At 58.7% G+C, this 13,360-nt stretch carries 14 protein-coding genes; 6 read left to right on the top strand and 8 right to left on the bottom strand.

Features of this window, described 5'->3' with window-relative positions:
• Positions 1-58 precede the first annotated feature (58 nt).
• Together PMI03_RS01455 and PMI03_RS01450 are read left to right on the top strand one after the other, a co-directional pair.
• On the top strand, positions 59-484 hold the full coding sequence (locus PMI03_RS01455) for a RidA family protein (protein WP_007689152.1): 426 nt from the start codon (positions 59-61) through the stop codon (positions 482-484).
• A gap of 93 nt (positions 485-577) precedes the next feature.
• Positions 578-1,300 carry a GntR family transcriptional regulator gene (locus PMI03_RS01450; protein ID WP_007689150.1) on the top strand — a complete coding sequence of 241 codons (723 nt, stop codon included), beginning with the start codon at positions 578-580 and terminating at the stop codon, positions 1,298-1,300.
• Between the two features lie 107 nt (positions 1,301-1,407).
• Here the strand turns inward: PMI03_RS01450 and PMI03_RS01445 are convergent, their stop codons facing one another.
• The 6 genes from PMI03_RS01445 to PMI03_RS01420 form a co-directional block, all read right to left on the bottom strand.
• Entirely contained in the window at positions 1,408-2,202 is a 795-nt protein-coding gene (locus PMI03_RS01445; protein WP_007689148.1) for an aspartate/glutamate racemase family protein, read from the bottom strand.
• 44 nt (positions 2,203-2,246) lie between these two features.
• Entirely contained in the window at positions 2,247-2,969 is a 723-nt protein-coding gene (locus PMI03_RS01440) for an ABC transporter ATP-binding protein (protein ID WP_007689147.1), read from the bottom strand.
• Positions 2,966-3,724 (bottom strand): ABC transporter ATP-binding protein, encoded by a 759-nt coding sequence (locus PMI03_RS01435; RefSeq protein ID WP_007689145.1) that lies wholly within the window; start codon positions 3,722-3,724, stop codon positions 2,966-2,968. Before PMI03_RS01435 ends, PMI03_RS01440 begins: the two co-directional genes overlap by 4 nt.
• Positions 3,717-4,610, bottom strand: a complete 894-nt coding sequence (locus PMI03_RS01430; RefSeq protein WP_007689143.1) for a branched-chain amino acid ABC transporter permease — start codon at positions 4,608-4,610, stop codon at positions 3,717-3,719. The genes PMI03_RS01435 and PMI03_RS01430 overlap by 8 nt, the downstream gene beginning before the upstream one ends.
• Positions 4,603-5,496 (bottom strand): branched-chain amino acid ABC transporter permease, encoded by an 894-nt coding sequence (locus tag PMI03_RS01425; RefSeq protein WP_007689141.1) that lies wholly within the window; start codon positions 5,494-5,496, stop codon positions 4,603-4,605. The genes PMI03_RS01430 and PMI03_RS01425 overlap by 8 nt, the downstream gene beginning before the upstream one ends.
• Positions 5,497-5,579: 83 nt before the next feature.
• Entirely contained in the window at positions 5,580-6,671 is a 1,092-nt protein-coding gene (locus PMI03_RS01420) for an ABC transporter substrate-binding protein (RefSeq protein ID WP_007689139.1), read from the bottom strand.
• Between the two features lie 276 nt (positions 6,672-6,947).
• On the opposite strand from PMI03_RS01420, the gene PMI03_RS01415 reads away from it, so the two are divergent.
• From PMI03_RS01415 to PMI03_RS01400, 4 genes are all read left to right on the top strand, one after another.
• Positions 6,948-8,237, top strand: coding sequence for a D-amino acid dehydrogenase (locus PMI03_RS01415; protein ID WP_007689132.1), 1,290 nt, complete (start codon positions 6,948-6,950; stop codon positions 8,235-8,237).
• 11 nt (positions 8,238-8,248) lie between these two features.
• The gene (locus PMI03_RS01410) at positions 8,249-8,602 is read left to right on the top strand and encodes a RidA family protein (RefSeq protein WP_007689131.1); all 354 of its coding nucleotides are present in this window, start codon (positions 8,249-8,251) and stop codon (positions 8,600-8,602) included.
• A gap of 68 nt (positions 8,603-8,670) precedes the next feature.
• Complete coding sequence (locus PMI03_RS01405; RefSeq protein ID WP_007689130.1) at positions 8,671-9,393, top strand: GntR family transcriptional regulator; 723 nt, start codon at positions 8,671-8,673, stop codon at positions 9,391-9,393.
• Positions 9,394-9,400: 7 nt separating this feature from the next.
• On the top strand, positions 9,401-10,399 hold the full coding sequence (locus PMI03_RS01400) for a DMT family transporter (protein ID WP_007689129.1): 999 nt from the start codon (positions 9,401-9,403) through the stop codon (positions 10,397-10,399).
• Positions 10,400-10,439: 40 nt separating this feature from the next.
• Here the strand turns inward: PMI03_RS01400 and PMI03_RS01395 are convergent, their stop codons facing one another.
• Positions 10,440-11,639, bottom strand: coding sequence for an adenylate/guanylate cyclase domain-containing protein (locus PMI03_RS01395; RefSeq protein WP_007689128.1), 1,200 nt, complete (start codon positions 11,637-11,639; stop codon positions 10,440-10,442).
• Positions 11,640-11,674: 35 nt separating this feature from the next.
• Positions 11,675-13,294, bottom strand: a complete 1,620-nt coding sequence (locus PMI03_RS01390; RefSeq protein WP_007689127.1) for an MDR family MFS transporter — start codon at positions 13,292-13,294, stop codon at positions 11,675-11,677.
• Positions 13,295-13,360: the final 66 nt, after the last annotated feature.

The following is a 13,360-nucleotide window of genomic DNA, read 5'->3' as shown; positions in this document are numbered from 1 at the left end:
GTCAGCAATGCTGTGCGCTCCCGGCTCGGATATGCACATCCCTATCCAAGGAAGAAACATGGTCAGCGAAATCGTCAAAGTGAAGTCGGGCAGCATCCTCGAGGACAAGGAGGGCTATTCGCGGATCGTCGCGCTCGACAACTGGATTTTCATGTCGCTCACAGCCGGGCGGGACTACAAGACCCGGGCCATGCCTGACACTGCCGTCGAACAGGCCAAGCAGGCGATGAAGAATGTCGAAGGCGCATTGGCGTCGGTCGGTGCCAGCCTTGCAGATGTCGTCCGTCGGCGGATCTTCATTCCACGCCAGGAAGATGTTGCGGACGTCATGGCCTTCATGGGCGAGACATTCAAAGGCATCGATCCTGCAAGCTGCGTAAGCTGCGGCCCTCTCGGCGGGCCTGAATATCTGTTCGAGATCGAGATCACCGCATATCGAGGTGCCGGAACCCTCCCCCAGAAGCACCTTGTCATTTCGCTCTAGCAGGGTTTCGAAACATCAGGATTACGTTTGTATATAATCGACAAGTTGCTGACGTTATAATACATAGCCTCATGATAATGAGGAGAGCGAATCTTGGCTAAATCGGACGGTTCTGCGAACGTGCTGGCGGCGATGACCATCATGGAAAGTGCGGAGTTCGCCGCAGAACAGATCAGAAAAGCAATCATCGCCGGGGCCTTGAAGCCCGGCGATCGTCTGGTCGAACAGCAGCTTACCGACATGATCAATGTGTCGCGTCATCCGGTCAGGGAGGCCTTGCGGCTGCTAGCCCGCGAAGGCTTTGTCGAGCTTCGGCGAAATCGCGGCGCGGTGGTCAGCGCCCTGGATGCCGCCAGCGTCGTCGAGGTTTACGATATCCGGATGGCGCTCGGAAAAATCGCCCTCACCTATCTCCTGTCGGAAGAAGGGCGCCTACAGCCTGATGACCTCAAGCGAATCGAGAAGCTGGCTAACAATGCCGTCAAATTCGCTGATTTGAAGGATCAGTCCGATACCGTCAGCAACGACCTGGAGTTTCAGCAGGCGATTATCGACGCGACGGGATTGCAACGCACCATTCGCTATTTTTCCGAGCTGACCGGCGATGTGCGGCGCTTCAACAATTTGCTTGGTATTGTTTACACAGACCGTCGCGGCGATGCCGAAAAATATGTTGTCTCGCTTTATGAGGCAATCAGGGATCGCAACCTTCCTCTAGCCGAAAGCGTCTGGGACGCGAAATTCAGGAAGGCGATGGAGCGCTACCTTTCGCTTATCACCAACAGCCCGTCGGATGGCGCGAGCAAACAGGCTTAAATCTCAACGGCATGTCGTCAACGAGCGAGCAAGGTGCGCGCAGGGATAATCGCACAGGCGCGTTTAGCGCAAACGCGGCGAGCCGACGTGGGCAACATCCGAGAGCTTCATCTTCGTCTTCGAAACAACTCGCCTTTACCTTCAAGGCTTGATTCCATCCCGGCCAGGCGCAGCATGTGCCATGCGAGCGCGTGATTGCTCGATGTTACCGGCTTGCCGAGCGTCTTCTCCACAGCCTCGACAATTCGAGCAACACGCAGGCTGGTACAGGATACGAAGACTGCGTCGCATTCGTCGGAGGCGCCAATATCGAGAATGGCGCGTTCAATCGATTCCGGCGTGATGCGCGCAACGATATTGTCATCAGCCTCGTTGAACGAACCCATGACCGGTATTTCCATCCCCCGCGCCATCAGCGAGGTACGCAGCGAATGGTTGATGGCGGGAAGATATGGTGTCAGGAGCGCGATGCGGGAGGCGCCAAGCGCCTTGAACGCTGCGCGAGCTGCGGTGACGGGATCCGTCACCTGAACGCCGGGAAGAACCTCATGCACACGCTCGGCGATCCGGCCTTCGCCGATGACCAGAGCGCCGGACGTGCAGGCAAAGCCGATGACATCAAATTCGACGTCTGGAAGCAGGCCGACCGTACCGGGGATTTCATCCGACATCTTGATCAGATTTTCAGGGGTAATTTGCACGTCGCTATAGAGCCGCGCACCATAAAGTGCGACGTCGCGAGGCGGCAGAGCAAAGCGAAACTCGTCCTCGATCGTCTGGTCTGTTCGCAGAACGAGCAGGCCAAGGTTTGCATGGGTCCCGATCCCGTCATTGGTGGTAAACCCGATACGCTCCTTGTTGAGGACGAGGGCGTCTGAGATTTCAGCTGCGTTTGCCGACATGGGGTCTCTCCCGTTTAGGTGTATTTTCGTTGAATTGTGATCTGTTAGTGAGGGGCGTCGCCACCGAGATAGAGCGATCGCATGGCGGGGTCAGCGAGCAGATCCGCCGCGTTGCCATGCAGCGCGACATTACCGAGCGACAGCACATAGGCCGTGTCGGAAATGTGCAGTGCTTCGAAGGCATTCTGCTCGACCATCAGAATGCAGATCCCGTCGCGGGTGCGGATGGTTCTGATGGCCTCGAAAACCTCGTGCATCATTCGCGGCGACAGTCCTGCAGAGGGTTCGTCGAGCAACAGAATACTGGGGTTGGCAATCAGGGCTCTCGCCAAGGACAGTAACTGCCGCTCGCCGCCCGACAAGGCCGAGGCGCGCTTGTTTTTCTTGGCGGCAAGGGAGGGATACTGGACCATCAGCTCGTCGAAGCGATGGCTCCTGTCGGCCTTTTGCATCTGGCGTGCGCCAAGCAATATATTCTCGGAGACGGATAGGGTCGCAAACACATTGTCGGTCTGAGGAACAAAGCCGACGCGGTGATGGCGGATCTTGTCGTGGGTTGGCAGGTGGGTGACGATTTCGCCCGACATTTTCACCTGGCCCGCGCGCGGACGAACAAAGCCCGCAACGCATTTGAGGAGCGTCGACTTTCCGCAGCCGTTCGGGCCGAGGATCGTGACGATGCGCTGGGGGTCGGCGCGAAGGCTGATGCCGTTCAGAATATCCGGGCCGTCGCCGTAGCCGGCCCTGATGTTGTCGACCTCAATCATGCATAGGCCCTCTTGTCGCGGGCGCCGCCGAGATAGGCTTCGACGACACTGGAGTTGAGCGTGAGGTCGGCAGGCGCGCAGTCTGCGATGACCTTGCCACGATCAAGGACCACGCAGCGGCCGCAGAGTTCGCGGATGAAGTGCATGTCGTGCTCGATGATTAGCAGTGTTACGCCTTGGGCGTTGACCCTGCGGAGCAGTTGCACCATGTGCTGACGCAATGACGGGTGCACGCCCGCGGTCGGCTCATCCAGGCAAATGAGCCTTGGGTTCGTGCGCAGGGCGAGCGCGATAGACAGAAGCTTCTTCTGGCCACCCGACAAGGATCCGGCCGGCAGATCGCGAACGTGATCCAGTGCGAGTTCGCCGAGCAATCTTTCGACGTCGCGGGCATCGAAGCAGCTCCTTTTAAAAAGGCTGCGAAAACCCGATCCGTCCGCCTTGCCGGCCTGCAGCACGTCCGCAACTGTCATTCGTCGCGGCATGGACGGCAGTTGGAATGTCCGCACCAGACCCTTGCGCGCGATCCTATCGACCGCTGTCGAGGTTATCTCCTCGCCTGCGAAGATTACAGAACCGGCGCTGGCTCTAGAAAAGCCCGAGATCACGTTGAGCAAGGTGCTTTTTCCGCAACCGTTCGGTCCAAGAAGGCCAACAACTTCGCCTGCTGTCACCTTGATATCGATGCCTTTCAGAACCTGGTTCTCGCCGAACGATTTCGAAACATCTGCAATATGGAGAAGGTTCTCAGGCAAGTTTCGGCCCTCCGATCCTTTCGGGAACGAGGCCGGACTGGCGCCACAGCATGAAGGCGATCAGCCCACCGCCGATCATGACAAGGCGTGCCGCCGCGACGAATTCCGTCGGCAGGCCGACGAGGTCCTTGAAGAAGGGAATGAAGGAGAAAATGAACTGAAGGAGACATGCGCCGACAATCGCACCGCGATGATTTCCGATGCCACCGATGATGACCATCGCCCAAATCAGAAATGTCTCAGAACTCACAAGCTGTTCGGGTGCCACGAACGAGATGTAGTGGGCAAAGACGAAGCCAGCGCTGGCGGCCACCAGTCCCGACAGGATCATGCATTCGCGTCGCAGCGCCGCCACATTGTAGCCGAGCGAGAGGGCCAACTGCGGCTCCTCTCTGCTCATTTTCAGGCCGAGGCCATATCGTCCATCGGTAAGCCATCGGCACAGAATGTACGCGACAGTGAGAAGTGCGGCGCACGAACACAGAATTGCAACCTGCTGCATTCGGCCGGCGAGGCTCGGAAATAGTGGCGACACCGGGCTGATCCCCTGGGCACCGCCGGTGAACCATCCTTCGTTGTTGACGATGATGCGGATGACCTCGGCGAGCGCGAGTGTCGCCATGCCCCAATAGTCCTCCTGGAGGTTGCGCCCGATTGCCGCGAAAGCCCACCCGACGAAGACTGCGAAAGCTGCCGCGATGACAATCCCCGATGCGAAGCCGAGGTCGTATTTATAGGCGATCCCAGCGCCATAGGTGCCGCAGCCGAAGAGCGCGACCTGGCCGAAATTCATCAGGCCGCCGAAACCTGACTGCAGATTGAGGCTGAGCGCCACCAGACTGTAGAGGCAGGCAAGGATCGTGACATGGATCAGGAAATCAAACACGCTTCACCTCGCTGACAAAGAGGCCGCGCGGCCGCCAGATCAATGTGACCACCAGGAGGACGAAAGATCCTGCCGTGGCATAGGCGGCGGGCATGAAGAGCAGGTCTCGCCCGAAGGCAGTACCGAAATTGATACCGGTGATAAGCGTCTCCGCCAACGCGATGACGACGGCTCCGGCGGCAGCTCCGAGCGGATTGCCCAAGCCACCAAGAATTGCTGCGGAAAATACCGGTAGCAGAAGATCGAGACCTGTTTGAATGTTGATCTCGCCCTTCAGGGTCAGGCAGATGCCGCCAAGAGCTGCCAGCATGCCGCTGATCAGAACAACGGCATTTCTGGTACGCCGCGTGTCGATCCCGGTTGCCTCGGCAAGAAGCCCGTTGGTGGCGGTCGCCCGCATGCATCGTCCAAGGTCCGTGCGAAAAAGCAAAAGGGCAAAGCAGAGGATCGCGCCCGTCGTGATCGAAAGCGAGGCAAGCTGGTTCTCCGTCATGCGGGCACCGAGAACCCGGAATGGGCGCGTGATCGGAAGGCTGAAGCGCGTCGGGTTTGGACCGATGGCCAGCAGGAATACCGCCGATACAAGCATGCTGACGGCAAGCGATCCGATCATCGCGGTCGACGAACTGATCTTCAGCATGCGATTGAAGAGAAGCTCGTTGAGGGCGACGGCGGCAACGCCGACACAGAGGACGGCAATGATGGCAGCAACGACGATCGGGATCCCGCTCCTTTGCAGAACCAGGGCGATAAAGGCGCCCGAGGCGGCGTACTGTGCCACCGCAATGTTCGGAAATTTCATCAGGGAGTAGATCGCGCTCATTCCAACCGCGATCAGAACCAGGTCGCTCGCCCGCAACAGGACATCGACGACAAATTGAACCATGTGCTTGACCCCTGTCACGTTTGCAAAAGTAGAAGGTCGGATGCGGCGGCCGCGCAATCGATCGGCCGCTGCATCGCTTCAAATCAGTTGGTGACGGGTTTGCCTGCTGCGATCTTGAGCTTCAGGTAAGGTTGAGCGGAACGCTGGTTGTGGTCGTCGAAGGTGATCGGGCCGGTGACGCCTTGATAATTCTTGCCGATCTCGGCCAGCGCGACATTGATTTTGGCTGGTTCTGTGGACTTCGCTTTGTCGATTGCCGCGGCCACCATCATGACGCCGTCATAGGCAAAACCGTTGTAGGTCGAGGTGAAGTCGCTTTTGAATGTCGCCTTGTAGGACTTCTGATAGTCCGCACCGCCGGTGCCGATATAGTTCAGGTCCATGCCGATCTGGCCCTCGACATATTGCGGATCGCTGTCGGCGGTGCACATCGTCAGGTAAAGCGCATACCAGGGCGTCTCATTGAGGCCGAGCTCGAAGGACTCGCGGTTGATGGTCGCCGACTCCTTGCCGTAGGCCGAATAGACATAGACATCGGGCTTGCTCTTTTCGAGCTGCTGAAGCTCAGGCCGGTACGTGGTCTGACCTTCGGTGTAGAGGATCGACGACGTTACCGTTCCGCCGAGCGCCTTGAACTTGGTGGAGAAGGCATCAACGATGCCTTGGCCGTAGGCGTTGTTCGGCGCAATGATCGCAACCTTCTTCGCGCCGGACTTGATGACGTCGTCGGCTCCGAAGGCTCCCGACACGTTGTCGAGACCGATGACGCTGAACGAACCCTTGCCCAGGTCGCGGATCTTGATGCTGGAGCTGCCGATGTTGATATGCGTGCGGCCCTGTTGCAGAAGATAGTCGGCGACCGGGATGGTGATGCCTGACGAGAATTCACCAAGGACGACGGGCACGTTGTCGACGGTGACCAGCTTCTTCGCAGCAGTCAGCGCAGTGACGGCGTTGCCAGCCGAATCCTCGGTGACGATCTTCAAGGGCTGCCCCATGACACCGCCCGCCGCATTGATCTTGTCGACCGCAAGCTCCATGCCACGGCGCTGATCCTCACCCTGCGTTGCGCTTGCGCCCGACAGAGGAAGAATGGCGCCGATCACAATATCCTGCGCGGCGGCTGGCCCCGCCAGCGCGGCCAGGACAACAACAAAACTCAGCAGTTTCTTCATTGCAATTCCCCATTTTTGTTACAGCCTCTTAATTGTCGACAATACAAACGACAATAATGATACCTGTCAAGTGCGGCTGAGTATTTTTTATGCATGCCTATAATTTGCTCGTATCGCTTGAGAAAGTGTGAAAAATCACCGATTTTAGGGAATTCAGCTCTTTAAAGTCGAGTGCGATTGCACGCCGGCCACTTTTTTTGACAGAGAGTAGCATTGACAAATCGGCGAGCCTCTTCGTAATTGTCGACAATATAAACGACAGACGCAGAGGCGAAAATGAGAGCTTTGATATTGGGCGGTGGCGTCGCCGGCATCAGTGCGGCCTATCAACTTCAGCAGGATGGCTACGACGTCACGGTACTGGAGAGGGCCGAGAGGGTGGCCGAGGGCGCAAGCTTTGGAAATGCGGGAATGATCGCGCCTGGCCATTCCTTCGTCTGGTCGTCGCCGAAGGCCCCGATGACCCTGCTGAAATCGCTCTACCTCAAGGATCAGGCGCTACGTTTTAAACTGTCGGCCGATCCGCATCTCTGGGTCTGGTCGTGGAAGTTTCTGATGCAGTGCACGGCGGAAAAGGCGCGGCGCAATACGCTGCTCAAGCATCGCCTTGCCGTCCACTCCCAGGCCGTACTTCAGTCGGTGGTGGCGAAAGAAGGCATTGAGTACGATCGCACCTCGAACGGTATCCTCTATTTCCATCGTAGTCAGTCCGCCTTGGATCAAGGTGTCAGGAACATGGAACTGCTGGCCTCCGACGGCCAAGACATCCGTGTGATCGATGGGGATGAAATCGAGCGGCGAGAGCCGGCGCTGGCATCGTCGCGGGGAAAGATTGCCGGCGGCATCCTGTGCCCCAGCGACGAGACGGGCGATTCGGCGAAGTTCACCCGCGCCCTTGCCGGCTTGGTGCAGACTCGCGGCGGTAAAATTCTGACCGGCACGACGATCACCGCCATTGAGAAGGCCGGCGATGCCATCACGCGCGTATTGACGGACAGGGGCGACTACAAAGCGGACATCTATGTGCTGTGTCTTGGGTCCGAAAGTCCGATTCTTGCACGCAGCATCGGGCTTGATCTGCCGATCTATCCGATCAAGGGATATTCGTTGACCATTCCGATCACAGACCCGGACCTTGCTCCCAAGCTGCCGGTTCTCGACGAGCACAATCTTGTCGGGATCACGCCGATGGGAGACCGTATTCGCGTGACGGCGACCGCTGAATTTGCCGGCTACGACCGAAGCCACAAGCCTTCGGATTTCGCCTTCATGAAGAAGGTCACCCAGGAGCTCTTTCCCAAGGGCATCGCCTATGACCGGGCCGAGATGTGGGCCGGTTTGCGGCCGATGACACCCGACAATTTGCCTGTTCTCGGGCGGCGCATATTCAAGAATCTCTGGCTGAATACGGGGCACGGCCATATCGGCTGGACGATGTCGCATGGTTCGGCCGCCATCATTGCCGATCTTGTCGCCGGCCGGCCGGCCCCCATTCCGCTCGACGGAATCATCGAGGCTGAGCACCGTGCGCCGCTGCAGCTCTCCGAAATCTCCTACCAGTTATAAAGGAAACGAACATGACCGCTATTCAACGCATTGGCACCGCGCAACGGATGTCTCAGGCCGTCGCCTATGGAAACATGGTCTTTCTCGCCGGACAGGTGGCGCTGCGTGCACCCGGCGCGTCCGTGAGCGAACAGACCAGGGATATTCTGGCAAAGGCCGACGAATTGCTGGCTGAAGCCGGCACCGACAAGACGAAGCTTTTGTCCGCATCGATCTGGCTTTCAGACATCGCCACCTTCGGTGAAATGAACGAAATCTGGGACGCATGGGTCGCCCCCGGCGGAGCGCCAGCACGCGCCTGCGTCGAATCCAAGCTTGCCGCTCCCCAGTTCACGGTCGAGATTTCCGTGATCGCCGCCATCTGACCAAATGCGGTGTGTCGCAGAATGATGCACCGCCCCATCCTGTTGACTTTAAAGGATTGCTTGGCCCAATGATCCAACACGAAAAGCATATCGATCAGGAGGAGCATTCCGTGTTGGAAGCCAAGGCGATCAAGACCGGGCCGCGGATCTATGAGGAGATCCGGCGCATGGCGATGGAGTACCGCTTCAAGCCGAACGAACGCATCAACGAGGTCGAACTTGCCGCGCGCCTGAATGTCAGCCGCAGCCCCATTCGCGAAGCCTTGCAGCGTCTTGTCACGGAAGGCCTGATCACGTTCCAGCCGAACCGCGGCTTCTTTTGCCGGGGCTTCGATGTCGACGAGGTCGTCAATCTTTCGGATGTGCGATGCCTACTGGAAGAGCGCGCCGTAGTTCTTGCGATCAAGCGGGCCAGCGATGAGGAACTCAGGGCTCTTGTGGATTGGTGGCGGGCAACGGCCGCCCGCGCAGACGCGCTTTCCAGCGCGGATCTGACAAGCAAGGACGAGGAATTCCACATGCGTATCGCGAAGATGTCCGGCAACCCGGAGCTTGCGCGGATGATCGAGGGGATCAACACGCGCATCCATTTTGTCCGACAAATCGAAGTGGAGAAACACCGGAGACTGTCGACGACCTATACGGAGCATACCGACATCGCACAGGCGATGGCAGCCCGCGATGCGGATCGCGCCGCGCGCATCATGCGCGATCACATCAGCATCAGCGTCGCCGATGCCGTGTCCTCGGTCAAGGAAGGTCTCGCCCGAATATTCATGCGGGTGGATTGAGTAGCCAATGAGCGTATCCGATGCAGTGGCGCCAGAGCATAGCTGGCATCGATACGGTCATCTCGCCGTGGTCTACCTCGTGTGGGGCAGCACCTATCTGGCGGTCAAGATATGCGTGAGCGGCCCATCCGCATTGTCTCCCCTTCAGCTTCAGACCTGGCGCATGTGGATGGCAGGCATCCTGCTGATCGGCCTGTCGTTTTTCTCTGGCAATCTGCCATCGAAGATCAGAATCCGAGACCTGCCGACCTGCTGCGTCACCGGCGCGCTGATGTGGGTTTCTGGAAACGGGTTGGCGACATTGGCGTCGCGTCACGCCACGTCCGGCTTCATCGTGATGGCAATGGGGATGATCCCCGTCTGGACAACGCTGATCACCAGCATCATGAACAGGGCGCTTCCATCGCGCACCATGATCCTGGGATTGTTTACGGGCATGATCGGGCTGAGTTTCGTCATAGTGCCGCCGGCCCTATCCTCAGAGGTTTCGTCGGTCGCACAAGGCTACGCTGTCTCGACCGCCCTGATCCTGTGCGCGGCCGGCCTGACGTGGTCGCTCGGCTCCGTCCTGCAGCAGCCCTTGATTGGTCGACTGGCGCCGACGACGGCCGCAGGCATCCAGATGCTATCGGCCGCACTCATCTTGACGACGATCGGCAAACTGCAGGCGGCCCCCCTTCTTCCTCAGTTCGGTTTAGCGACGAACCAGATCGCAGCCTTCCTGTTTCTGGTCGTCTTCGGATCGGCGATATGCCTTGTCTCCTATATCAAGGTGATCAAGTCCTTCAATCCGACGATCGCTTCGACCTTCGCCTACGTCAATCCCCTCGTCGGTGTCGCATTGGGGTGGGCATTACTGGGAGAGCTTCCGGAAACGGCTGCGTCGCTCGGCATGGCACTGATCTTGTTCGGCGTTTTCCTTGTCGTTGCACGGCCTTCGAAGCGTTCCGCAGCCTATGAAGGCCAGTCGAAGTTATCTCGATTTTCAGAGGAAAATGGCAAATAGCAAAATCACTTCGGCCCGTTTTTGCCGCCGAGGACGGATGTCAGGGTTCGGCCGTGAACAACTCGATTGGATCCTCTAACCCTTTGAGCTGGTGGAAGCCGGCCGTCCGGATTTCCTCGGCTCCGATCCTGCGGCGGAACGAATCTGACATGAGAACGGACGTCCCAAGCACGACGCATGCGCTCTGGATCTGGGTGAGGAGGTTCACGTCGGAGCCGATGAAAGCGAGATCCTGACGGCCACCGGAGCCTACATTGCCGTAGCTGACTCCGCCGTAGTGCAGCGCAATACTGGCCTCGATATCGGCGCCATCGAATTCGAAGTGTCTCAGCTCCTCAAGGATCGCGTCCGCTGCGGCGAATGCTGAACTGCTGGCGGCCTCGGCATCGGAGCTTGGAAAGAATGCCAGCACCGCATCGCCCATAGATCTAAGCAGCTTCCCGCCTCGATGCGTGATGGCCGACACCACGATCTCGAAATATGCGTTCAGCAACTCCAATGCGCGATCCCCCGACAGTCTGTTCGAGAGTTCAGTGAAATCGCGGAGGCTACAAAGCAAAAGGGCTGCCTCCATGGTTTCGACCTCGCCTTGCCGAATACGCCCGGCAAGAATGCGCTGCACGGTCATCGGGCCGGTGTAGGTGTCGAGGAGACTGAGCTCCGCCTGGCGCATGACACGGAGTTCGCAGGTGTTGCGCAGGGCTGGAAGAATCCGCTCGATGACGCAAATGTCCGGCAGCGTGAAGCCGCCTGGATGTCGCGTACCGAAGATGACGGCGCTGACAGGACCGTCAACATTGCAGAGCGGGGCGACGAGGAGCTGCGCAAGACCTCGGCCGGCATGGACATCCATCTCCTGCCACGGCCAATTCCGCTCGTCCATCCCCACGATCATCGGCTCACGGGAGCCCAGTAGCTTGCGCAACGGGCTGCCGGCGAATGAGTGTCCGGTGCTATGCTCGTGATCGTGTATCTCGACAGGTTCGCCAGGCGCCCAGGCCACAGTACGCCCCGGAAACTCCGGGTGGAGCGTCATCAGATGCAGTGTCAGCCTATCGATCGGGAGGCCCATGCCCTGCAGCCGTCGGCCAAGTCCGGCAATCAAACCGGCCTCATCGATGGCGTGACATTCGTCGCCCGACAACCATTCCAGCACGGAGAGCATGGAGTTCGGATCGACGCTGCGGCGGCGAATGGTCCGTTGACCGACGGAGACCGGATCTTTGAGCAAGGTGTTCATGGCTTTGCCTTTCGGGATCTGGAAAACGCGAATGCTCAGTGGGCTCCTCCACCCGACAACTGACCGGGCTTCTTGAAAAACAGCGTCGCGACAAGAGCAACGAGCAGCGCCGCGCCAAGCAGGAAAAACGTATCGCTGAAGGCCATGATATTGGCCTGCTTTCGCAGACCCGACGCGACGGCGACAACAGCCTTGTGCGTGGCGGTAGCCTGATCGCTGACGCCATGGCTCATGAAGTACGCCGTCAGCTTCGCGATGCGCTCGCGGGTGGCTTCCTCGAACATGGAGACCGAGTTGGTCATGATGTTCGAATGGAATTGTTCGCGCTTCGACAAGAAGGTCTGCAACGAGGCAATGCCGACAGCGCCGCCGAGGTTTCGCATCATGTTGAACAGCGCGGAGGCCGAACCGGCATTCTCCTGCTCTATGCCTGCGGTCGCGATCGCCGAAAGCGGCGTGAAGACAAGGGCCTGTCCAATGGCACGGACAACGTTAGGCCAGAACAGCTGGTCGGTCGCATAATCCCCGGTCATGTGGACGTTCATGAAGTTCGAGGCGGCAAAGAGCGCGAAGCCAACGATGATCAGCAAGCGGACGTCGAAGCGTTTCATCATCTGCGGAACCAGCGGGATCAGCAGAAGCTGAGGGATGCCTGTCCAGGCCAGCACCATGCCGATCTGCTCGGAGTTATATCCCTGAATGCGGGACAGATAGATCGGCAGAATGAAGGCGGAGCCATAGAGCGCGATGCCGAGCAGGATGTTGGCGACGATACCGAAGCCGAAGTTTCTCCGCACCAGCAGGCGCAAGTTCAGCAGCGGATGCGCGGTCTTCAGTTCGATGATCAGGAAGAGCGTCAGCGATACGACGGCGATGACTGACAGGCGGACAATGAAGTCCGATCCGAACCAGTCGTCCTTGTTGCCTTCCTCGAGCACGGTCTGAAGCGCTGCAAGACCCACCGACATGGTGAGGATGCCGGGCCAGTCACCCTTCGAAAGCAGGCTAAGGTTCATCGGCGCCCGCTCGAGCGAGAGCCAGAGCATGCCGACCATCAGCGAGCCTGGGACCAGATTGACGTAGAAGATATACTCCCATCCGAAATTTTCGGTGAGATAACCGCCGATGGTCGGGCCGATCGCGGGTGCGAAGGTGGCGGAGAGCGCGAAGAGTGCCAGGCCGATGGGCTGCTTTGCCTTGGGAAGCAGCGTGATGATGATGGTGAAGGCCATCGGGATCAGTACGCCACCGGAAAAGCCCTGGATGGCGCGAATGACGATCATCTGCTGCAGGTTGGCTGCGAATGCACAAGCGATCGAGAAGATGATGAACAGGATGGCGTTGACCAGCAGATAGGTGCGGACCGAGAAAACCCTGGCCAGCCATCCGCTGAGTGGAATGACGACGATCTCTGCAATGAGATAGGAGGTCGATATCCAGCCCCCGTCATCTGTTCCGGCACCGATCGCACCCTGGATATCGGCAAGCGATGCATTGACGATCTGGATGTTGAGCACCGCCATGAAAGCACCGAGCGTGGAGCCGATGACTGCACACCACATGCGAAGCGGGCTCATAGCCGGCTTGGCGGGTGCTGATACCGCTGTCGGACTAAGAGGCTGACTGTTGTTTGCTACGACCTGGAGCGTGGCCATGACTTGTCTCCTTCCGGCTCTGCCGAAAACGTTCTCATGACAATGGTTGGGTGATAATCGGGAAAG

The sequence above is a fragment of the Rhizobium sp. AP16 genome (assembly GCF_000281735.1).
GTDB classification, from domain to species: Bacteria; Pseudomonadota; Alphaproteobacteria; order Rhizobiales; family Rhizobiaceae; genus Rhizobium; species Rhizobium rhizogenes.
The sequence above is the reverse complement of the archived record's forward strand: the minus strand, read 5'-3'. Positions and strand labels throughout refer to the sequence as shown.